This window comes from Ferrimonas lipolytica, from assembly GCF_012295575.1.
GTDB classification, from domain to species: domain Bacteria; phylum Pseudomonadota; class Gammaproteobacteria; order Enterobacterales; family Shewanellaceae; genus Ferrimonas; species Ferrimonas lipolytica.
In genome coordinates this window covers 1,370,225-1,392,986 of the sequence record NZ_CP051180.1, presented here as the reverse complement: position 1 = coordinate 1,392,986, position 22,762 = coordinate 1,370,225, and the positions used below count along the sequence as shown (strand labels likewise).

Here is a 22,762-nt window from a genome sequence, read left to right as displayed (position 1 = left end):
AAACCCCTTAAATAGCGAATTTCAGGTTAAAGGAAACAAAGTCTTTGTCTTCAACTGCATTGGTAGAACCTTTGCCGTCAAAGAACATGTTGTAGCTCAAGTCCCACGACCAGGTAGACAAGTAATCCGCTGACAAGGTAAATGCCGCTGACTTCTTATCTTCGGTAAACAGGAACAATGGATCAGGTGTTGTGCCCTTCACGTCATGGCTAAATACCACTCGAGGTGACAGGTTCCAACCAAACGCAGCATTGGCGTAATCGGCCTTAGCTACCACTCGGTAACCCCAAGCAAAATCATCAGGGAAGGCATCTTCTTCAGCACCGGCATGCAAGTATTCCAGTGCATCGAGGTTATCTTCACGGCCTTGACTGCCGGCTCGTTCGGTACCGGGCCCATTCAAACGCAATTCGCTGTGGCTCGGCATATCGTGGATCCACACACCACCAACCTCAGCAAGCATAACGAAGTTGTTAGCGCCAAAAGTTGGACCAAAGATATGGGTAAAGGTGGTTTGTACTTGAGTAGTATCAACCAGAATATGACCAGGCGCTGTTTCACCCGGCATCAAGCGGGTGCCATCAGGCTTAACGTATTGAGACAGGTCGGTAAACAGATCAGCTCGACCTGCATTAGCCAACTGCTCCGGCATACCAGCGAACAACAACTCAACATCATCAATCTGCAATGGTTCATCTTGACGGTGAGCAATTTCACCGGCTACTGAAGTCTCGCCGATAGTGGTGTTAAATGAGGCACCATACAGCTTGATATCTTCTTGGTAGGTTAACTGAGCGTGGGTAAACGTTTGCAGTGCTAACAGGTCTTCGCGGTTAACGTCACGCCCGGCAGCAGCAACACTACCAAGGTAAGCTAAGTCCGAAGCTATCGCTTCATCACTAAAGTTAGACGCCTTACCCGCACTAATTGGACGACGGCTATGGTAATTCATGAAGTACAGACCAAACTCAGTCTCATTCAACTCTGGTGCAAAATAACCCAGTTTAATACCGTATTGGCCTTGGTCACTTGGTTTGTCAGCGTGATCTACCAACGCAACCTTGGTGGCGTATGGAATGGCTAATGCACCGAGTGCTGAAGGGTCGCCACCGGCACCAGCAATTGTGGCTACGCTAGTCGCCAGTTTATTGTACTCACGCAGTACTTGGTCGATGGTGATATCAGGGTTACTGGCAAAACCAAGCTGGGCCTGGTTGGCATAACCACCGGCACCGGCGAAATCATTTGAAGCAAAGTAGGTTCCAGCAGCAGGCAGACGTGTCTCTTCCCAACGATACTGATAGAACGCATCAATATTTAGATTTTCTGTCACGCCCAAGCTTGCCCAGGCCATGCCAACCGGAATAAAGGCTTCCTTAAGCTCTGCACCAGGCGCCTGTAAGCGTGCCAGATCGACAGGGTTAACTTGGTTAATACCGTGGGCAATAAGGGTACTTTCACCCCAGCTTACTACTTGGTCACCAAGACGGAACGAAAACGGCATCTCTCCAATATCGGTGTCGATAAAGAAGAAATAGTCGAGCATACGAATATCAGAACAGGCGTACTCGGACGCTTTATCGTCGTCACATACCTTGTACTCATCGCCAGTCAGCGAATTTTTGTAGCTGAAGTTATCGTTCTCTAAGGCATTATCGTAAAAGTACATGCCACGAGCAAAGAAGCCCATGTTGTCGTAAACCAACTCTAATTCGTGGGTACCCTTAAACGTTTCACTAAAGGTATCGCCTTTATCATATAGCTGATTAGACAAATCACCGTTGGCAGAGAAACTACCACGGTTCTTAAAAAAGTCGGCTGGATTAGGTCGGTCATTAAAACCGTTAACTAAGCCATTAGCGTCTTGGGTAAAACCAAACCCCGGCCATGTTACTAAGTTGCCCTTAGCAATTTTGTCTAAGTCCCTTTCCTCTACACGCCATGCCGCACCTGCAGTCCATGTGGAGTCAAAACGACCTTCGATATCTCCCCATTGGAACGAAACTGCTTGTGCGGGAGTAGCCAGAACTGTACCGACCATTACCGCAAGAGCCGTTTTGTGAAAGCGTAATGAATTTGATGTCATTTTCGCTTCTCTCCCTTCCCTGATTATTGTGATTGTTAAATTCCCTATGCAGGAAATTAAAACCATTGTTAACGCATCGCAACCCCCGCTGCAACATCTTTGCAGCATTAAAAGGCTTAAATTTTAACGCGTTAACGTAATTTTCAAACAACCATTTAAATCTTCCGTTTTTACGCACTAAAAACAGAACTGGCGTCATTCGTCCCTTCTAAATATAACCCATTGATAAATAGCAACTTAACTGCAAACCACAGATCAAAAAAGGCCTCTAACTGAGGCCTTGTATCGTTTTAAGTTTTTACTCTAGCCGCCAATTAAATTTTAATTAGCTGGTTCACTTCACCTGCACGGTTGAGCGTGAGCGTAAACCGCCCGAACACCCCATTGCGGTCTAAAAACGGTCTAAAATGTCTTGCATGAATATGCAAGACTTTGCCATCTTCAGTCTGACACACAACCATTTTGGCTGTGCCACCGTAGTATCGTTGGAACTCGCTCCAATCGATGTTTACGTTAAAGGTAAATGTAGTAGCCATTGCCAGTAATAATCTTAAGCTAGAGACTTGGTTACTTTTTCATACAAGTCACGGCTCAAATCAGGCAGATCAGCGAGACGCTGTAGCTGCGCCTTAATTAATGCCTGACGTTCACCATCCAACTCTTTCCAGCCCAGTAATGGCGTAATAATGCGTGCTGCACACTGTGGATTAATGGTGTTCAACTTAACCAAATTATCAGTTAAGAAGCGGTAGCCACTACCATCTAATGCGTGAAATTGGTTACGGTTGCCACTGGCAAAGGCACCGATAAGTGCGCGCACTCGGTTCGGGTTTGCTATATCAAACATTGGGTGTGCCATCGCCTTTTCGATGTCCGCAAGGACGTTAGCATTGGGCGCCATAGCAACCTGACTAAACCACTTATCCATCACCAATGCATCTTGGTGCCATTGTGATTCGAAGGTAGCCAAAGCGTCCTTAACAATTGGCAATTGCGCTTGGTTCATTGCATTTAGTGCTGCTAGGCGGTCGGTCATATTGTCCGCCTGCGCGAACTGTTGACCACACAACTCTTGCGTAGTTGCTTTACCGGCAATGGCTAACAAGAACAAACACGCATTCTTTAAGGCTCGACGACCAACCGCAGCAGCGTCTTGCTGATAACTGCTAGCGATGCACTCACGGTAACGTGCCAGCAACTCGTCCTCTAACTCCAAACCGATCTGTGCTAACACCGCGCGGCGAGTTAGGTGAATAGTTTCAACATCAATATCGTTACGATCTTGCGCTAATGCCGATTCTGCCGGTAGCGACAGCATCAATGCAACCAAAGCCGGATCACGAGTTGGATCGAGCAACACCTTACGCAGTGCGTTAATTAAGGTGTCTGAGGCGCGCTCAGCCTCAGCGTCTGCAATGGCAAAGATTTCAGAGGTAAACAGACGTTGACCAGCATCGTAACGAGAAAAGTCGCTGCTAGAATTAGCAACAATCAGTGCCAGTTGCTGCGATGAAATGTTCTGTTCCAACTTGATAGGTGCGGAGAAATTCTCAAACAAAGATGCCACAACCGGCCCAGATACCTGATCAAATACCCAGCTCTGTTCGGCTTCAACGAAATTAAGGATGTTCGCTACCACCTTGCCATCGCGCTTAAGCTCAATGCCCTTCCCTTCGCTATCAAGTAGTTCAATCGCGACCGGAATATGCAGTGGCTGTTTCTCAGTTTGGTCAGGCGTTGCTGGCGTGTTTTGAGTGAGGGTCAGCGTGTATTGCTGTTTGTCGGCATCATAACTCTCAATTGCCTTAACTACAGGGGTACCAGACTGACTGTACCAAAGACGGAATTGAGTTAGATCAACTCCAGAAGCGTCTTCCATTGCAGCAACAAAATCATCGCAGGTTACCGCTTGACCATCGTGACGTTCGAAATACAGCGCCATCCCCTGCTGGAAGCGGGCTTCACCCAATAAGGTGTGCATCATCCGAATCACTTCAGAGCCTTTATCGTATACCGTCACCGTGTAGAAGTTATTCATCTCTAACACTTGCTCAGGGCGGATAGGGTGTGCCATTGGGCCAGCGTCTTCAGCAAACTGATGAGTTCGCATCACGTTGACTGCGTCGATGCGGTTAACCACAGGCGAACCCAGATCAGAGGAGAACTCCTGATCACGGAATACCGTTAAGCCTTCTTTGAGCGAGAGTTGGAACCAATCACGGCAAGTAACACGGTTACCGGTCCAGTTGTGGAAATACTCATGGCCAATAATCGACTCGATACGATGGTATTCGTCGTCGGTTGCCGTTTGTGGATCGGCCAATACCGCCTTAGAGTTAAAGACGTTGAGTCCTTTGTTCTCCATCGCCCCCATGTTAAAGAAATCCACAGCAACGATCATGTAGATATCAAGGTCGTACTCAAGATTGAAGCGTTCTTCGTCCCACTTCATCGCACGCTTTAACGACGCCATCGCGTGTTCGCCGCGATGCAGGTTACCGCGATCAACAAATAGCTCTAGCGCAACTTTGCGGCCACTGCGGGTAATAAAGGTATCATCAAGCAGATCAAAGTCACCGGCTACTAAAGCAAACAGGTAGCTAGGCTTCGGGAATGGGTCTTGCCAAACCGCGAAGTGACGGCCACCATCAAGATCGCCTGAGTCAATCTTGTTGCCGTTCGACAGTAGGTATGGGTATTGGGCTTTATCAGCTTCAACGCGAGTGGTGTATTTAGCCAACACGTCAGGGCGGTCGAGGAAAAAGGTAATGCGGCGGAAGCCTTGAGCTTCACACTGAGTACAAAATGCACCACCGGACTTATATAACCCTTCCAAAGCGGTATTGTTGGCAGGATCAATCTCAGTAATTACCGTTAGCTCAAATGACGCTAAATCAACGTCTATGATCAGTTGATTGTCGATAACCCGGTAGCGGCTCTGCGCTAAAACTTCGCCATCAATAGCGACTGACAGCAGCTTCATGTGCTCACCGTCTAAAACCAATTGTGGGGTTGCAGCCACAAGCTGTTTTACTTGTGAAACAGCAGTGACGATGGTGGCATGCTCATCCAACTTAAAATCGAGGTGCAGCTGTTCAATGGTGTATTGCGGTGATTGGTAATCAGTACGCAGTTGTGCTTGCATGGCCGACATTGGCGCAGTCTCCTTACTGTAGAAATCGTGGTAAACCTACTCTAATGGCCGAGTATACCAATCAATGTCACGTTTTCGTCCGCTACATCCACCAAAGAGTAAAACCACAGCTTGATTGACCAAAAAACCGGCCGCGTGGCCGGTTTTTTGGTGGTAACAGTGCTGCTTAAAAGCTAACAATCCCGGACAGTTGCAAAAACACTAATACAATTGCAATTGGCGCGACATAACGAACGCATAGCCACCACAACCTGTAGATTGCCGCAGTGCTGTCGATAGCTCGTTTGCTGATTTCCGTATTCACTACGTAGCCAACAAATACCGCTGTCATAAGCCCGCCCAGTGGCAGCATCACATTCGAGGTGGTGAAGTCGAGAATATCAAACAGCGACATGTCGGTAGCAAACAGCGTTACCACGGTCCACGATTCACCGCTGATTGAGAACACCGTGAGCAAACTCAGTAGCCAGATAGAGAAACCGCTAACCACCGCCGCCTGCATACGTTTAAAGCCACGATTCTCAACCAACCATGCGACTGACGATTCAATCAATGCTAACGCCGAGGTCAATGCTGCAACAACCAACATCAAGAAAAATAGACCACCAAAAAACTGGCCGCCGGGCATACTGCCAAAGGCAATAGGCAAGGTTTGAAAGATGAGTCCTGGTCCTGCGCCAGGCTCTAAACCATTGGCAAATACGATGGGATAGATTGCAATCCCCGCTAACAAGGCGACTACAGTATCCATAATCGCAATCCACAACGATGTTTTAACCAGCGAGGTTTTTTCTGGCAGGTAAGCGCCGTACATGGTCATGATTCCTGACGCGAGCGATAGGGTAAAGAACGAATGACCCAACGCAACCAGTACACCATTCCAGCTTAGCTTGCTGAAATCGGCATTGAACATAAAGCTCATAGCCGAGCCCATATCGCCGGTGCTAGCGGCGTAACCTACCATCACTAACAGAAGTACAAACAGCGCCGGCATCATCCAGTTAACTGCCCGTTCCAGACCTGCCTTTACCCCAAGGCCAACGATCACCGTCGTGGCAAAGATTATCACTCCACTCCAGGCCATCAACTGCCCGCCAGACTGGTTCAGTGTACTGAAAATATTGCCAATCTGTGCTGGCGACTTATCGGTAAAATCGCCACTAAAACCGTAAAAAGTGTAGGCTAGCGCCCAGCCAGCAATCACCACGTAAAACGACAAGATAAGAAAACCTGCCACCGAGCCAAACCAACCGACAACTGACCAGTGTTTGCTGCCGCCAGACTGTGCTGCCACCAACCGTGCCGAACGTGCCGGAGCCTGTCGACCGACCTTACCGATCAGTACCTCAGACATCATTACCGGGATCCCAATCAGTAAAATACAGCCAAGATAAACCAAGACAAAGGCGCCACCACCGTTCTCTCCCATGATGTATGGAAACTTCCAGATATTACCTAAGCCCACTGCTGCCCCAGTCGCAGCGAGCATATAGGTCAGGCGACTCGACCATTGTTCGTGTTTTATGTTGTGGTTACTCATGACTTCCCCGTCGATGTTATTTTTTTGTTATTGCAAGGAAATTTGTAACGCGTATAGCTTGTTACGGCAAGTTTTTCAGACAATAAAAAACGCCGCTCAGGGAGCGGCGTTTGGTTAATTACGCGGAATTGGGGCTACGATGCGTTTTTTAGTCGCGCCGTTAATCCATAGTCAATCACATCAACTGTAATCGCAGCCGCTTCATCTAATTGATAATCTGGCAATTCAATATCTTCAGCATCAGCAAGATCGGTAACTGGCTCTAACCCTTGTTGCTTCAAGCGTTCGTTCATGCGAGCCAAAGCGCGATCGTCATCGGCTTGTTGTTCCGCTTCACGTTCTGCTTTAACCAAGCTGACCCACTTCTTATCTTTGTCTAAGCGATAACGAGCGATATCTTCACGCAACAGTGAAAACTCATATTCATCACCAATTCGAGCTTGATGACGACTATCTAAGTAATTCAGCATCTCAGCGTCGATATCGCCAAAGGTGCGGTAACGCGCGCTTGGTACTGAATCCCACGGTAACGCATTGTCTTCCTGAGACTCGCCGTATTCCCCTTCTTTAACAAAGCTAGGGAAGCTTAGATCAGGAATGACACCTTTAAGCTGAGTCGAACCGCCATTAATGCGATAAAACTTCGAAATGGTGTAGGTAACATTACCCAGCGGCTTATCGTACATATCGTAGATGCGACCTAATGGCCGATGCTGTTGGACTGTGCCTTTACCAAAGGTTTGTTCACCAATAACCACCGCTCGACCATAATCTTGCAGCGCAGCGGCAAAAATTTCAGAAGCTGAGGCACTGTAACGGTTAACCAATACAGTTAGTTCGCCGTCGTAAGCAACCCGTGCATCGCGGTCGCCATTTTCGGTGATCTTGTTACGCTGGTCGCGGATCTGCACCACCGGGCCTTGTGGAATGAATAATCCAGTTAACAAGCTGGCTTCAGACAACGAGCCACCGCCGTTATTACGCAGGTCAACAACGATGCCTTCAACGTTCTGCTCAGTTAGCTTGGCGATCTCTTTAGCTACGTCTCCGCTAACGTCCATGTAGAAGCTCGGGATATCGATGACACCAATGGTACGAGTACCAGCTGATGACGGTACTTCACGAACCTCAGACTTAACGGCACGATCTTCAAGACGAACCTCATCTCGAACAATCTCAATCTCTTTTGGTAGGCCATTATTGCCATCTTTGGCTGCCAAAATTTGCAGAGTAACTGTCGAGTCTTTCTTACCTTTGATAAGTTCAACCACGTCATCTAGACGCCAGCCGATAACATCGACCACCTTTTCGCCCTCTTGCGCGACGCCAATGATCTTATCGTCTGGTTTCAGTTCGCCCTGCTTATCTGCAGGACCACCAGTAACCAACTCTCGAACAACCGTATAATCGTCTGTCATCATCAACACCGCACCAATCCCCTCAAGGGAGAGGTTCATTTCGGTCTTGAAACGCTCGGCGTTACGCGGCGATAAATAACGAGTGTGGGGTTCCAGCGTGTAAGCAAAGGCGTTCATTACCGATTGGAATACGTCTTCACTTTGGGTCTGACTCAAACGTTTAATGGCATTGTTGTAGCGCTTAGTTAGCATTTCGCTAATCTCAGGCCACTCCTTGCCCGTCATGGCCAGGCTCAGCGCGTCATTCTTAACCCGTTGACGCCAAATCTCATCAAGTTGAGCCGTTGTCGTCGCCCAAGACTGTTCAGTACGATCGTAATCGTAGCGATCCCCTTCGACATCAAACTTCATCGGCTCATCAAGCAGCGATAAAGCATACTCTAGACGCTGATAACGACGACTGATGGAGAGCTCATATAGGTCGTAAGCTTGTGACAGTTTGCCAGCTTGGATCTCCCGCAACAGGCCCGCTTCTAAGCCCTTAAAGCCGTCGATATCCGACTGCAGTAGGTTAGAGCGGTTCATATCAAGCTGTTTTAGGTAGCGTTGATATACCTGTCCGGCAAATTCCGCGTTTAATTCGACCTTACGGTAGTGTGAGCGAGTGAAAAGATCATTAACCCGTTTGCTGCCAATCATATGTTGAGCTTCTTGGCTGAGCTCCGGCATATCCTGCAGTGGAATAGCAGGAGAAACCGCTACGGCTTGGGCACTGAGTACCAAACCAGCCAGCAACATGGTTATCTTATTCTTTATCATCTACTCGCAACTCCTTATGCCGAATCGCGCACTTATACGCGAATGTGGTCGGCTTTTACTTTAACGGTTAGGCCGGATTCCAGGCGAACCATAACATCGCCTTTGTTCACGTCAGTCACGGTACCTTTGGCAGGGGTTTTACCCAAGGTAACCAAAACTTGCATGTTTACTACCAGCTTATCTGCTGAGACTTTCTCAAGCGGCTTAGAGTTCCGCTGTTCAGTCTCTTTTTTCAGTTTAGATGGTTTTGCTTTAGCTGCTTGCTCAGCGCGAGCAGGACGAGGCTTTTTAGCTGGGCGCTTAGCTTTGCGTTCAGCAGCGGCTTTTTCTTGGCGAACTTCTTTAGCGCGCTCTTGACTCTCTTTGAGAGTTTTTTCAGCGTGCTCAATGTGTTCTTGCTCTAATGCACCACAATCGTTGCCATCAAGATCAACACGAACTGCACCGGCTTTTGAACCGCGCAGGTAGCGCCAACTGTTAGTGTAACGGCGGATTGCTTGACGCAGTTGAGTCTTGCTCACTTTGTCGTCGCCGTCCAAACGTTCTGCTAATTCTTGAAACAGACCAATTTTTAACGGCTGCGCGTCACCTTCAATGGTAAAGCACTTCGGGAACTGCTCTGCCAAATAGGCAATAACTTCTTTCACGTCCTTCAGTTTTTCTGTGCTTTCCGGAGTGGTGTTTTGTTCAGTGGTCATCAAAAGTCTTCCTGGCCCTGTTCTGGGTCAAAATGGGTAAATAATGCTTCGACGAATGCATGAATCATGTCGTCGTCCAACTCAATGAGTTCGGGATTGTGTTGCCAATTTTGCCACACGGAGTCAAGCATCTGCTCTAACCGCGCAACATCAATATCATGGTCCGCAAAATCATAAACTGCATGAAACAGTGTGTTGATATTTTCTGCGGCGAGAGCTTCTTGCCCTTCCCATTCACCTACTTCATTGGCATCCATCAAGTAGGTGTGTATATGAACTAATTCTTTCACTACTGCTGCTCTAATTGTTGTTCAACAACCTGCACTAGTTTCTCTATGCCACGGGCGTCGCGCTCGCTAAAACGAGCTAACTTAGGGCTGTCGATATCTAGAACACCAACTATTTCCCCATGCACTCGGACTGGTACCACCAGTTCTGATTCACTGGCACTATCGCAAGCGATGTGGCCAGCAAAGGCATGAACGTCATCAATAAGCTGAGTCTGACCGGTCGAAACCGCAGTACCACATACCCCTTTACCAACGGGGATACGAACACAAGCCACCTTGCCTTGGAACGGCCCTAGAACCAGTTCCTGTGGGCTGTCCAACAGATAAAAACCGGCCCAATTAAGGTCTGGCATTGAGTGGTAGATCAAAGCGGAAATATTGGCCAAATTGGCTACGCGGTTGGTTTCGCCGGCGATCAAACATTTCGCTTGTTCACTCAGCAATCCATAATCGAGGGTTTCAGCGGACAACATGTATACGACTTAGAGTAATAATCAGCTTGCCATTAACCCAGTTTCGCCGTTCTGAGTCAAGGCAAAACCCCAACGATGGGCGCAACTGCGCAGAATATTGCCGCTATTCCAAATTTAGCGCAGGTGGTAAGCTACTGTATCTAGTGACATGAACTGCCATGGGACAAGTTTTGCAACCGTCCACCCTGCTCTGCCCAACTTGTGATGAACCAATTCGATACCGTGCGTTACCGCATGGCGTTCGTGCGCTTTGCCCCCGCTGTGGCAGCTCGGTTTATCATCAACCTCACTGTGATGCTAATACTCTATTAGCATTAACCATCGCGGCGTTGGTATTGTTTTTTCCTGCTAATTTATTGCCCATTCTTGAGATCGATATCGTCGGTAATGTTCGCTCCACCACGGTCTTTAGTGGTGCCATAGCAGTTATTGAGAAGGGCTTTGCTCTTGTTGGTCTTGCGGTATTGGTTACTGGTGTTATTGCACCACTGCTGCTGCTTGTCTCGGTGATGCTGCAATTGCTATTGGTTAAGTCTCGGTTATACCCCAACGTGCTTAAATGGTTGTTACTGAAGCAATCATTACTTAAAAGTCTATCAATGGTTGAGATTTACCTCATCAGCTACCTTATCGCGGTATTCAAATTAGCTGACTTCGCCACCTTAACCTTTGGTTGGGGTACCGGCTGCTATGTGATGCTATTCGTGATGCTTTTTTACGTTCAATATGAATACAACCCCAACCAGATGTGGCAGTACTATGAAGAGTCACGCTGAGTTACGACTTTGCCAGGGTTGTCGCCTAACAACCGCTGCGCCCGACCGTTGTCCCCGTTGTGACACTCCGTTATCGAAGCGCGTTCGAAACTCTGTGCAAACCAGCGCAGCGTTGTTATTAACGGCTTTTTGTTTTCTGTTTCCGGCAAACTTTTTGCCGATTACCCAGACAATTAACCAAGGCGTAAATACCTACGACACGATATTCTCTGGAATTACCTATCTATTCGACGCTGGTATGGCTGGCATTGCCATCATTGTGTTAGTTGCGTCAATCATAGTACCTATTACCAAAATCTTCGGTTTAGCGGTGATTCTACTGACGATTAAACTCGATCTGCCCCTGTCTCGCCGCCAACTTACAACCGCTTTCCATGTTATTGAATTCATTGGGCGATGGTCGATGTTGGATCTGTTTGTCATCTCCATTATGGTGAGCCTGATCAATATGGGCCAACTGCTCTACGCGATCCCCGCACCGGCGGCAACTTACTTCGCATTAGTCATATTGTTTACTCAGTTCGCAGCACAGCGTTTGGATACACGCTTGTTGTGGGATTTAGAAAAGGAAAACGATGAGCTCTGAAACTCAAGCGCCGTTAATCAAGCGCAAAAAAACGCTGTCTCCAGTATGGATATTGCCACTACTAGCGGCAATCCTTGGCCTGTGGTTGCTGGTTAATTACATTCAAGAGCGTGGCAGCGACATCAATGTCCAATTCGCAAGTGCTACCGGCATTGAGGCCAATAAAACCTTTGTGCGTTACCAAGGGATAGTTGTTGGCAGAGTCATCGATGTGCGATTAGCAAATGATAACAGTTCGGTCGATGTGACCATCCGCATGCAAAACTCGGTTGAGGGGCTATTGAAATCCCAGACAACCTTTTGGTTGGTTCAGCCTAAAGCCTCACTCACTGGTATTGATGGACTAGACGCACTGTTTTCAGGTAACTACATTGCCATGCAGCCCGGTGAAGGACGTCGTACTACTAGTTTTATCGGCTCAGAACAAGCGCCATCTCTGGTCGAATCAGGTGACGGCTTATTGGTTCACTTAAAGGCACCAGATCGTGGCTCGTTAACCGTCGGCAGTGGCGTTTATTTTCAAAAAGTGAAGGTCGGTGAACTGGTCGATTTTACTCTTGCCCAAGATGGCAGTGGCGTCGAGTTTGCGGCATTGATAGAAGCAAAATATCAAACCTTGGTCCGCCAAGGCAGTCGCTTTTGGAACGTTTCTGGGGCGCGTTTAAAGGCAAACCGTAAAGGGCTTGATGTTGACTTTGAAAGCCTTGCCACACTGCTCGCCGGCGGAATCGCGTTCTCGTCACCAAACGACAGCCCAAAAGCGGAAAGCTCACAACGATTCGAACTATACAAAAATGAACAGTCCACCAATCTGCGCAGCCATATCACCCTCACTGCACTCAATGCCAATGGGCTGAATGTTGGTAGCAGTATCCGTTTTCGTGGTATCGACTTAGGCCAGATTGAGTCCATCGAACTTGGCGAAGAGCATGTCGAGCTCCATGGCTGGATTGATAGCCGTCATCAACATCTGTTACGCCAGGGCACTGAGTTCAGTCGGGTGAGTGCCAATATTGGGTTGGATGGAATCAGCCATCTTGAAACCATTGTTTTCGGCGATTTCATACGCCTCTGGCCTGGTGACGGTAGTCCCCAGCAACATTTCACCCTATTAGAAAATCCACCAGAAGATGCGATTCAAGGGCGTCACTTTATCCTTAACCAAACAGCGATGAAGGGCGTCAGTATTGGTGCACCGATTCGCTATCGTGGCGTCGTTGTCGGTGAAGTGCTTGATGCTACCTTAGCGGCTGACAGCGTTGATATAGAAATTCTGATAGAGCCAGATCATCAACAACTGATCCGCAAAAATAGTCGATTTTGGCTCGATGGGGCAATTGATATCAAAGCAGATTTGTCTCGACTTCAGCTCACCGCAGCGCCATTGCAAAGCGCGTTAACCGGTGGTATCTCATTCAGCAGCTCAAGCCAAGCTGAGCAAGCTGAAGCAATGACGGCATTCACGCTGTACGACAATCGCGATGATGCTCTCACACCTGCACCGATGGAGCTGGCATTAACCACAACGACGCTGAACGGGCTGAGCGTTGGTGCACCAATCTATTACCGCAACCTAGAAACCGGTCGCATCGACGCTATCGAACTGAACGATAATAGCCTTGAGGTTAAAGTTGAAATTGATCATCAATACCGCTACCTGATAAATGCCAATACTCGCTTCTGGCACTACTCTGGAGTCGAAATTGAAGGATCGCTCGGCGGCATCAATATTCGTACCAACCCGCTGACTTCAATGATCCGCGGTGGCTTAAGTTTTGGCCATACCGATGAAGAGATAGCTTCGGCACCGTTTAGTAATGACAATATTTACCTAAATGAGCATCAAGCCCTCGCCAGCAAACGGCAGATCTCATTAACCCTGTCAACCGATGGCCGGATCGATAGCAACGCCGCAATTCGTTACCTCGGCCATAAGATTGGTGAGGTTAAACAAGTGACACTAACGGCAGATTTAAGCCAACAAGTTATTGTCGCCGAGCTGGAAGAGCCATGGGCCAACCAGTTTATGCGCAGCGACTCGCAGTATTACTTGGTACAGCCTAAAGTGGCACTCTCGGGGATCCGTAACGTTGATACCATTCTTGCAGGCAACCACATTGCTAGCTTGCCCGGTAAAAATGATGCCAGCCAAACCAACTTTGTTATCGCAATTGAGGAACCACTGCAAACCCCGTACGGCGATGGTTTACGCTTGGTGCTAAACCAACAACGGTTAGGTTCACTGCATATTGGCAGCCCAGTGCTCTATCGGCAAATCCGAGTTGGCGAAGTGATCCATACCCGTCTAACCGGCAGCGGCGACTCAGTTGATATCGAGATCCAGTTTCAACCCCAATTCCAACACCTTGTGAATAGCAGCTCCAAATTTTGGAATGCCTCCGGGGTTGATATCGACTTTGGGGTATTTAGCGGGGCTGATATTAAGACCGAGTCATTAGAGACCATATTGGCGGGCGGCGTAGCCTTCGCCACCGAATCGCCCACCAGCGATAAAAACCGGGTGAGCGATGGTCAACGGATGCGCTTATACGACAAGGTAAAATTAGACTGGTTGGAATGGCAACCTAAGTTCTAACCGAAGAACCAGTAGGAAACGAAAATGGCGGCGGAGATCCCGGCAAAATCCGCTGCCAGCCCACATGGGATAGCATGACGACCATTACGGATCTTTACCGCACCAAAATAGACCGCAAACACGTAGAACGTGGTTTCGGTTGAGCCCTGCATTACCGCCGCCAGTTTAGCCGCAAAGGAATCAACCCCGTGACTATTCATGGTTTCGAGCATCATCGCCCGTGCGCCACTGCCGCTAAAGGGTTTCATCAGTCCAGTTGGTAATGCGTCAACAAAACGCCCATCAAAGCCAAGTACCTCAACTAACATCCTTATTCCGTATATCACCCCGTCGAGGATACCGGATGCTCGTAGGCTGGCGATGGCCAACAGCATCGCAACCAAATAGGGCAATATGGTTACCGTGGTTCGTAGCCCCTCCTTCGCGCCTTCAATAAACAGATCAAATAGCGCCAGCTTTCGATAAGCAGCAACGGTGACGATCAGCATGATCAAGGCAAAAATCGCAAAATTGCCCCACAACGATGAGAACGCTTGTAGCTGTTGATGGCTATAACCGGCAAGCGACACCACCAACGTGGTTAACAACGCCATTGCAGCGCCAAACCATATCAATAGCACCGTGTCCCACAGTTTGATTCGTTGTACTAAACACACGGTGAGCAAGCCGATAATGGTTGATGCGCTGGTAGCGAGCAGAATCGGCACAAACACTTCGCTTGGTGACATCGCCCCTTGTTGTGCGCGATAAAGCAGCACTGCAACCGGAAACAGGGTGACTGAAGAGGTATTAAGAACCAAAAACAGGATCTGCGCGTTACTGGCAATCGTTGGCGTCGGGTTAAGTCGCTGCAGTTGTTCCATTGCTCGGATCCCAATAGGCGTCGCTGCATTGTCCATACCAAGCGCATTTGCTGCCATATTCATGGTTATTGAGCCTAAAGCCGGATCGCCTTTGGGTACCTCTGGCATTAATCGGCTAAATAGCGGCGCTAGCAGCACTGCCAGCTTATCGATCAAGCCGGCGCGTTCGCCTATCTTCATTAGCCCGAGCCACATCGCCATCATGCCAGCTAAACCAATACCGATATCAATAGCCAGTTTGGCCATCTCAAATAGCTGTTCAACCCAGCGGGCAAAAACCAACGGATCGTTACCAACCAACCACTGCCATAAACAGCCAACCGCGGACACTAAAAAGAACATGCCCCATACTCTATTTAACAACCCTGCTCTCCTTGCATTAGCTATGGTATAGTTTGCGCCGTTTTCCCGCAGGAACCACGTTATGGTCGACTTTCCTCAGGCATTTCTAGATCTTATCGAGTCAACTATGCCGGCTCATCTTACCCTTGATGAGTTCGTTCGGTACAGCCAACTCCCTCTTCGCCGTTCGATAAGGGTGAACACCCTCAAAATTAGCGTCGAAGATTTTAACCAGCGTATGACCAAGAAAGGTTGGCGATTAACGCCGGTGCCGTGGTGCCAGCAGGGTTTCTGGCTTGACGGTGAACAGGACGACATTGCGTTGGGTAATATCCCCGAGCATTTAGCAGGCCTGTTTTACATTCAGGAAGCATCATCGATGATGCCACCATTTGCGCTGTTTCACTTCCTCAATCAGCCAGAATACGTATTGGATGTAGCATCGGCACCAGGGTCCAAGACCTCTCAGATCGCTGCATTAATGGATAACAGCGGCTTGCTTATCGCCAACGAATACTCCTCTTCTCGAGTTAAGGTATTGCACTCCAATTTGCAACGATTGGGGGTACGTAACGTTGCCTTAACCCATTTCGATGGTCATGTGTTTGGTCCAACATTACCTGAACAATTTGACGCCATCTTATTGGATGCCCCCTGTGGCGGCGAAGGCACAGTGCGAAAAGATCCGGACGCAATGCGTAATTGGAGTTTGCAATCGATAGACGAAATTACCCAAGTCCAGCGTGGACTGATCGATTCTGCATTCTGTGCACTGAAAAGCGGCGGCGTAATGGTCTATTCAACTTGTACCCTTAACCGCCAAGAAAACCACGACGTCTGCAACTACCTCAAGGCGCAGTATCCAGATCAAGTAGAGTTTCTGTCGCTAGCAGATCTATTCCCTGGTGCGGAACAATCTTGTGGTGCCGAAGGCTTTCTTCATATTTGGCCGCAGATCTATGACTCGGAAGGGTTCTTCGTCGCAGCAATCCGTAAAACTGGTAGCGTTGACAGCACCTACATCAAACCGCGCTTGGGCAACTTCCCGTTCAAACCTGCTGATGCTGAAGTGACCGCACAGATCACCAACTACCTCGAACAACAACTGGGAATAACCGTGCCTGCTGATGGTGTCGTTATGGCTCGTGATGCCGAGCTATGGTGGTTCCCGCAGAACCTAATGCCGTTGCTGGACAAAATCAGGCTACAACGGCTGGGCGTAAAGCTCGCTGATGTGCATAAAAAAGGGTTTAGAACCCACCATCAAGCGGTACTGGCGTTACCCTGCGACCAAACCAGATGTGTTGAGCTCACATTAGAACAGGCGGAACAGTACCTCATGGGCCGCGATATTCCGATGGGCGAAGCTGGCGGAAAAGGTGAAACCATCGTTTGCTTAGATGGCACTGTGTTGGGTCTGGCGAAGTGGATTAATAGCCGCCTTAAAAATGGCTTACCGCGAGATCTGGTAAAAGATAAGATCAGCCACTACGCGTAGGCACAGAGTTAACCTTTGCCAGCAACGATGATCGCTTCGCTACTAAACTGTGCAGCAAACAAAGCGAATCAAACCATACATTAATCATATTTCGGTTAATTATCGGTTCGATTCGCCCCAGTTGTAGAAAAGCAAACTACGCTTAATGACATTGGCACATAACGACACAATGCGTTGTCCCAACACAGTTAAGTTCCCCTAAGCCTGCGACAAATAGGAATAGTTGCGGGCTTTTTTTTGCCTGTGTACCAACGAAGTGTTGTTCTGTCCAATACTGTTAAAGCACCGGCAACGCAGCTTTGCTACAAGGGGAAAGCACTACCGCCGTGACCTTTTGCCGCATTGGAGCAGTCCAGCTAAGCGTTTTTGACTGCGACCTAAGGCAGAGGGGGATTCCAAAGGGGGCGGAGCTCGCCCCTAATGCATACAAGAATGTGCCGTCGCCGCCGCGACATCCTCACCTAAAAGCACCGCAATCGGTGCAGCCGAAGGCTAGATATAAACCTCAACAGCTAACTACGACACAGCCTTTTTTGCCTAACAAATCTACTTCGCTAGTGGAAACAATCGATGATAATTGGCGGCGGTGATCTGGCACAGTTCTTCGTAGCGGATCTGCTTTAAGTCAGCAACATATTGCGCCACTTCACGCACATACGCAGGCTGATTGGATTTACCGCGATATGGCACCGGCGCAAGATACGGCGAGTCGGTTTCCACTAACAATCGATCAAGTGGCATATTACGCACTACATCGCGGATCTGCTCAGCATTTTTAAAAGTAACGATGCCAGAAATTGAGATGTACATACCCAACTCAATTGCTTCTTTGGCCATCGCCCAATCTTCGGTAAAACAGTGCAATACCCCAGTCACGGGGCCATGTTCGCGCAACATTTGCAACGTGTCTTGCTTAGCGTCTCGGGTATGGATAATCACAGGCTTATTGAGTTGCTTAGCTACTTTAATATGGTCAATAAAGGCTTGCTGCTGCTCGGCAACGTTATCTTTATCGTAGTAGTAATCCAAACCGGTTTCGCCAATAGCGACAACTTGCGGGTCATCAGCGTGTTGAGCCAACCATGCTTTATCATAACCGTCTTTGACGTCTAAGGGATGAACGCCACAGGAGATTGCTACTTGGGTATAGGGAGCAACAACCTGTTTCATCCGTTCATACCCCTTTTGACTCACTGAAACGCATAGCATTTTTTCAACACCAGCTTGTTTAGCGGCGTCCAATACCGGCTTTAGTGAAGTAGCATCATCGCCTTCGATAAGGCGATCAAGGTGGCAGTGGGAGTCAATTAACACAGGGGAAATCCAACAAAATTACGTAATGCGCACAGGGTAATGACATTTGCTTGTTGGATCTAGTTTGGCGTGGGATTACATCGTTGAAGTAAGTTGGCCTGAGGTCATTTCGCCCACAAGCGCTTTCTCTATTAGATCTCGATGTTGGTTATTTTCGTGTTGAAACGCGACGCCAACTCCCGGCGGGCGCCCCCCTTGCGAACCCAGCGGATTACACCAAACCACTGGCCCCTCAAAGGCATGCCATTGCAAATCACCGGGGATCTGATACCGAACTGAAAGCAGTTCACCCAATTGAAACTCTTTGCTGGTCACAAAGAACAAGGCGCCAAAGCGAATAAACGGCATATAAGCCCGATACAATTGGGTACTGGTGACAAACTGGGCCTCTAACGCGACCATAAACATCCTTGTAAAACACGCAATTTACTGGGCTTTTTGCCGAATTGCGGTAATTAGCTGTTGAAACACTGCCACTAGATTAATGCCGGACTGCCGTTCTAACCAAGATATTTTTTCGATAACTTGCTGAATCGCTGAATAATGCTCAGCTAACCATTGCGGTCTTGAGCGGCCAATAAACAGCAGTTCGTAATAAAGGACTTTTAACACTAACGCCGCCGACTCACTATCAACAGCAGCAAGTTGGGGTTCGACTAAACCGCTTTTAAGACTGGCTCGCCACCATTTTCGCCATTGGGTAATGGTGGCAATATTATCGCTATCAATAGCCGCTTTCATTGCCAACGGCCCTCCAAGTAACGCTTGCCAATAAGGCCAGTTTCCGAGTTTTAGTGAAGCTTCTCCAATAAATTCATTGGTTTGAGTTAACGTCGGCATCGCAACTACTAACCGCTGACAACGGCTGGTAATGGTAGGCAATAACCGTTCTGGCGCACTGCAAAGCAGCAATAAATAGACACCATCCATGGGTTCTTCTAAGGTCTTTAGCAAAGCGTTAGCAGCTGCCCCGTTGAGCTTTTCAGCTTGGTCAATCACCACCACTCGTGCCCCACCTTGATGGGCTGTCCCTTCCAAACGGCTGATCAATGCACGTATCGCCTCAATCTTAATTTGGTTTCCGTCTGGGCCGATATCGATACGATCCGGATGATGGCCGGCTTTCAATAACTGACAGTGACGACAAAAACCACAGCCATCGCCGCTGTCACACAGAAGTGCGGTCAGGATCTGTTCCGATAGAATCTCTTTGCCGCAGCCGTCTGGTCCTTGTAACAACAGTGCATGGCCAAGTCGACCCAATTGCCGCCGCTGCAGCCATTCGTGCCATGGCGTTGTTAACCAAGGAGCTTGTTCCAGTCGGTGCGGCAGCTTAATCAAAGGGACTGCTCCAAAGCGCTGATGATATCCGCTTGAACCGCTTCAATCGGTTGTGACGCATCGATGGTTACAATAGCACTGTCGTTTTCTGCAGCGACGAGGTAGCACTGTCGTGCCCGCTCGAAAAAGCTTAGCTGTTCCAGCTCAATGCGATCCAAGGCACCACGCTGGCGTGCTCGCTCTAATCCAATTGATGGTTCAATATCGAGATACAGCGTCAGCGTTGGTTTAAACTCACCTAAGGTGATGTTCGATAACGCCTCTACCTGCTCCGACAAGTGACGACCGCCACCTTGGTATGCCACAGAGCTAAGGTTATGGCGGTCGCCAAGAACAACCGCACCGCGTTCAAGGGCCGGTTTAATTACCGTTTCCACCAATTGCGCACGACAGGCGTATACCATCAGCAATTCAGTGATTGGTGCCATCGGTTCTTGCCGTGGTTGTTTCCAGATCTCGCGGATCTCCTCGGCCAATGGCGTGCCACCGGGTTCACGGGTATTAACGATCTCACGCTGGGGAAAGCGTTTCACTAGAAAGTCATTAACCAACGCCACCGCGCTGCTCTTACCGGCTCCTTCGAGCCCTTCAATTACGATAAATGTGCCAGTCATTATTTATTCATTTTTAGGTAACGCTGTACCGCGCGATTGTGATCTTTCAGGTTCAAGCTAAAGGTGTGACCACCCTCACCGTTGGCAACAAAGTACAGGTATTTACTTGCCTGTGGTGCTGCTGCCGCCTGAAGTGAAGCCAACGAGGGGTTGGCAATCGGCGTCGGAGTTAGCCCATCAATACGGTAGGTATTGTATGGAGTGGTTGTTTTCAAGTGCTTGCGGGTAATGTCACCGTGGTAACTGTCCCCCAAGCCATAAATTACGGTGGGATCGGTTTGTAATCGCATCCCTTTGTTAAGGCGATTAATGAATACCGACGAGACCAGCGGGCGCTCAGCGGCAACCGCGGTTTCCTTCTCGATAATCGAGGCGAGAATCAGCAGTTCATAGGCGGACTTTAGCGGCAGATCTTGCTGTCGTTCGGCCCAGGTTGTTGTTACAGCTTGCTGCATTCGCTGATGAGCACGACTAAGCAGGTCGACGTCGCTGCTGCCAACACTGTAGGAGTATGTGTCTGGATAGAACCACCCTTCTGGATTGGCGTCATCAATATCTAACGCCGCCGTAAGTTCTTGAACCGATGATATGGTGTGCACCAAGCGTGGGTGCTGCTGGATCTGGGCTAACCACTCTTTGATGGTACCGCCTTCCACTAAAGTGATACTAAATTGTGCTTCAACACCCTCTTTAAGGTGCTGTAACGCCTGTTCTACGGTCAAATCATCCGCTAAGTGGTAGGTACCAGCCTTAATGCCAGCCAATTGTGGCTTAAGCTTTAACGCCAAGCGCAGCCACAATTCAGAGTCGATCCATCCGCGCTGTTGCCACTGCAGTAATAACTGCCGCACTGATTGCCCTGGTGCAATGGTAACTTCGGTCGTTGCATCAATCCTTAATTCAGCGGTTAACGCCTTTTGGACCTGCTGCGAAACGAACAGCGCTGCAGCAGCGGTTATCGTCAATGCGATACCAAACGCAATGAGTAGGCCTTTAAACCAACGGGTCATAGTGTCCCTGTAACGATGTTGCGAGTGAATGAAGAGTGAGGTGCTGTTGCCCAATGTAATTGACGGGAACAACTCCCATCAAACAGTTACAGATAATGGCCTGCTGACAGTGTTTCAGTTCCGCCAGCTTAAGGGGTCTAACCTGCACTTGATAACCAAGCTCGGCAATGTCCGCTAGCAGCCTTTGGCGCATAACCCCAGCAATACCACTGTGACTTAATTGTGGTGTAACTACGGTGCCATCAATAACCACAAACAGATTACCAGCACTGGCTTCAATAACGTTGTCGAAAGGATCCAGTACGATGAGATCGTCTGCTGGCGACCGAGTTAGTTCATGTTTAATAACAACCTGCTCAGCACGACCAATGGTTTTTACACCAACTAGTGGTCCACCGAAACTCAACCGAGTGGTGGCGATGTCGACCGTAATGCCCTGTCGTTGCCATTGCCCATAGTGACTTGGAAAATCTGAAACAGAATAGATCCGCGTGGCATCCACGCCCCACTTACCTTGATAACCACGGCCAGAACAGCCTCGGGTTAAGGTTATCCGTAAGCAACCGAGCTCGACGTCGGCGATAACTGCCTTCAACTCAGCATCAATGCGCTCCCAGTCGATGGCGGCAAAGCCCAGCAGCGCGTTGGCATTGGCCAGCCGCTGCCGGTGCAGCGGCCATAACTCCATTGCGCCATTCACCACCTTAACGGTAGTGAAGTGGCCGTCCCCAAGCGATAAACCACGGTCAGCGATGGCAATCTCATCCGCCGCTACGCCGTTAAGCCAAAATCGCATAATTAGTCGTCCTGACTGATCCGGCTCGCAACCGCACCACTTTGACCACGATACTTCGCATCGGAACGCGAATTGTACGGTTTAGCGCAATCGCGGCTGAGTTTTTCAAAGTTAAGCGCGCCAATTGCCATTCGCGGGCTTAATGCCAGCGGCAATTTGCCACTATTGAAGAACTCCAGCACGATGTTGCCAGACCAACCTGGATCAATGCGGTGAGCGGTAACGTGTACCATCAAGCCAAGACGCGCTAACGATGAACGACCATCCAGCCAGCCAACAATGTTAGCTGGTAAGGTAACCGCTTCAAGAGTAATACCAAGCGCCAGTTCACCGGGATGCAGGAAAAACTGCTGATCATCAGCGATCACCAGCTCGTCACTCATTACGTTGTTTAGCTGCGCCTGTACCATCTCTCGTGGCCCAGAAAGATCGATGTGTGATGCGGTATGATCCTTAAACACTCGGAATTTATTACCAAGTGACACATCAAGACTAACCCCACTGATTTTGTCGGCGGTTGGTCGTGGTTCTACCACAATCAAACCATCGTCTAAGTGTTGTTCAATCTCTACATCCGTTAAGCGCATCTATCAATCCTTATTGTTATT

20 protein-coding genes are annotated in these 22,762 nt (G+C 48.8%); 4 read left to right on the top strand and 16 right to left on the bottom strand.

What is annotated here, in order from left to right; translation table 11 throughout:
* Window positions 1-7: 7 nt before the first annotated feature.
* The 8 genes from HER31_RS06595 to HER31_RS06560 form a co-directional block, all read right to left on the bottom strand.
* Complete coding sequence (locus HER31_RS06595) at window positions 8-2,086, bottom strand: DUF1302 domain-containing protein (protein WP_168659823.1); 2,079 nt, start codon at window positions 2,084-2,086, stop codon at window positions 8-10.
* 314 nt (window positions 2,087-2,400) lie between these two features.
* Window positions 2,401-2,622, bottom strand: coding sequence for a DUF2835 family protein (locus HER31_RS06590; RefSeq protein WP_168659822.1), 222 nt, complete (start codon window positions 2,620-2,622; stop codon window positions 2,401-2,403).
* 14 nt (window positions 2,623-2,636) lie between these two features.
* Complete coding sequence (gene pepN / locus HER31_RS06585; protein ID WP_168659821.1) at window positions 2,637-5,240, bottom strand: aminopeptidase N; 2,604 nt, start codon at window positions 5,238-5,240, stop codon at window positions 2,637-2,639.
* 166 nt (window positions 5,241-5,406) lie between these two features.
* On the bottom strand, window positions 5,407-6,780 hold the full coding sequence (locus tag HER31_RS06580; protein WP_168659820.1) for a sodium-dependent transporter: 1,374 nt from the start codon (window positions 6,778-6,780) through the stop codon (window positions 5,407-5,409).
* Between the two features lie 134 nt (window positions 6,781-6,914).
* Window positions 6,915-8,957: a carboxy terminal-processing peptidase gene (prc, locus tag HER31_RS06575; protein ID WP_168659819.1), complete on the bottom strand. Its 2,043-nt coding sequence runs from the start codon at window positions 8,955-8,957 to the stop codon at window positions 6,915-6,917.
* Window positions 8,958-8,989: 32 nt separating this feature from the next.
* Window positions 8,990-9,655: an RNA chaperone ProQ gene (gene proQ / locus HER31_RS06570; protein ID WP_168659818.1), complete on the bottom strand. Its 666-nt coding sequence runs from the start codon at window positions 9,653-9,655 to the stop codon at window positions 8,990-8,992.
* Window positions 9,655-9,945 (bottom strand): hypothetical protein, encoded by a 291-nt coding sequence (locus tag HER31_RS06565; protein ID WP_168659817.1) that lies wholly within the window; start codon window positions 9,943-9,945, stop codon window positions 9,655-9,657. Before HER31_RS06565 ends, proQ begins: the two co-directional genes overlap by 1 nt.
* Window positions 9,945-10,418, bottom strand: a complete 474-nt coding sequence (locus HER31_RS06560) for a GAF domain-containing protein (RefSeq protein ID WP_168659816.1) — start codon at window positions 10,416-10,418, stop codon at window positions 9,945-9,947. The genes HER31_RS06565 and HER31_RS06560 overlap by 1 nt, the downstream gene beginning before the upstream one ends.
* Window positions 10,419-10,576: 158 nt before the next feature.
* On the opposite strand from HER31_RS06560, the gene HER31_RS06555 reads away from it, so the two are divergent.
* The 3 genes from HER31_RS06555 to HER31_RS06545 are packed head-to-tail and all read left to right on the top strand — an operon-like array spanning window position 10,577 to window position 14,376.
* Window positions 10,577-11,194: a paraquat-inducible protein A gene (locus tag HER31_RS06555; RefSeq protein ID WP_168659815.1), complete on the top strand. Its 618-nt coding sequence runs from the start codon at window positions 10,577-10,579 to the stop codon at window positions 11,192-11,194.
* Entirely contained in the window at window positions 11,178-11,780 is a 603-nt protein-coding gene (locus HER31_RS06550) for a paraquat-inducible protein A (RefSeq protein WP_168659814.1), read from the top strand. Before HER31_RS06555 ends, HER31_RS06550 begins: the two co-directional genes overlap by 17 nt.
* Entirely contained in the window at window positions 11,770-14,376 is a 2,607-nt protein-coding gene (locus HER31_RS06545) for an MlaD family protein (RefSeq protein ID WP_168659813.1), read from the top strand. Before HER31_RS06550 ends, HER31_RS06545 begins: the two co-directional genes overlap by 11 nt.
* Here HER31_RS06545 and HER31_RS06540 read toward each other — a convergent pair.
* Window positions 14,373-15,602, bottom strand: coding sequence for a nucleoside recognition domain-containing protein (locus HER31_RS06540; protein WP_168659812.1), 1,230 nt, complete (start codon window positions 15,600-15,602; stop codon window positions 14,373-14,375). The two genes, HER31_RS06545 and HER31_RS06540, sit on opposite strands and share 4 nt — an antisense overlap.
* A 61-nt stretch (window positions 15,603-15,663) precedes the next feature.
* Here HER31_RS06540 and rsmF point away from each other — a divergent pair, with 61 nt between their 5' ends.
* Entirely contained in the window at window positions 15,664-17,079 is a 1,416-nt protein-coding gene (rsmF, locus tag HER31_RS06535) for a 16S rRNA (cytosine(1407)-C(5))-methyltransferase RsmF (RefSeq protein WP_168659811.1), read from the top strand.
* A gap of 546 nt (window positions 17,080-17,625) precedes the next feature.
* On the opposite strand, the gene HER31_RS06530 is transcribed toward rsmF, so the two are convergent.
* The 7 genes from HER31_RS06530 to dcd all read right to left on the bottom strand — a co-directional run bounded on the left by HER31_RS06530 (window position 17,626) and on the right by dcd (window position 22,741).
* The gene (locus HER31_RS06530; RefSeq protein ID WP_168659810.1) at window positions 17,626-18,393 is read right to left on the bottom strand and encodes a TatD family hydrolase; all 768 of its coding nucleotides are present in this window, start codon (window positions 18,391-18,393) and stop codon (window positions 17,626-17,628) included.
* Window positions 18,394-18,468: 75 nt separating this feature from the next.
* Window positions 18,469-18,795 (bottom strand): PilZ domain-containing protein, encoded by a 327-nt coding sequence (locus tag HER31_RS06525; RefSeq protein WP_168659809.1) that lies wholly within the window; start codon window positions 18,793-18,795, stop codon window positions 18,469-18,471.
* 24 nt (window positions 18,796-18,819) lie between these two features.
* Window positions 18,820-19,734, bottom strand: a complete 915-nt coding sequence (gene holB / locus HER31_RS06520; RefSeq protein WP_168659808.1) for a DNA polymerase III subunit delta' — start codon at window positions 19,732-19,734, stop codon at window positions 18,820-18,822.
* Window positions 19,731-20,348 (bottom strand): dTMP kinase, encoded by a 618-nt coding sequence (gene tmk, locus HER31_RS06515; RefSeq protein ID WP_168659807.1) that lies wholly within the window; start codon window positions 20,346-20,348, stop codon window positions 19,731-19,733. The genes holB and tmk overlap by 4 nt, the downstream gene beginning before the upstream one ends.
* Window positions 20,348-21,358: an endolytic transglycosylase MltG gene (gene mltG / locus HER31_RS06510; protein ID WP_168659806.1), complete on the bottom strand. Its 1,011-nt coding sequence runs from the start codon at window positions 21,356-21,358 to the stop codon at window positions 20,348-20,350. The genes tmk and mltG overlap by 1 nt, the downstream gene beginning before the upstream one ends.
* Window positions 21,342-22,154 (bottom strand): aminodeoxychorismate lyase, encoded by an 813-nt coding sequence (gene pabC, locus HER31_RS06505; protein ID WP_168659805.1) that lies wholly within the window; start codon window positions 22,152-22,154, stop codon window positions 21,342-21,344. The genes mltG and pabC overlap by 17 nt, the downstream gene beginning before the upstream one ends.
* A gap of 2 nt (window positions 22,155-22,156) precedes the next feature.
* The gene (dcd, locus tag HER31_RS06500) at window positions 22,157-22,741 is read right to left on the bottom strand and encodes a dCTP deaminase (RefSeq protein WP_168659804.1); all 585 of its coding nucleotides are present in this window, start codon (window positions 22,739-22,741) and stop codon (window positions 22,157-22,159) included.
* Window positions 22,742-22,762: the final 21 nt, after the last annotated feature.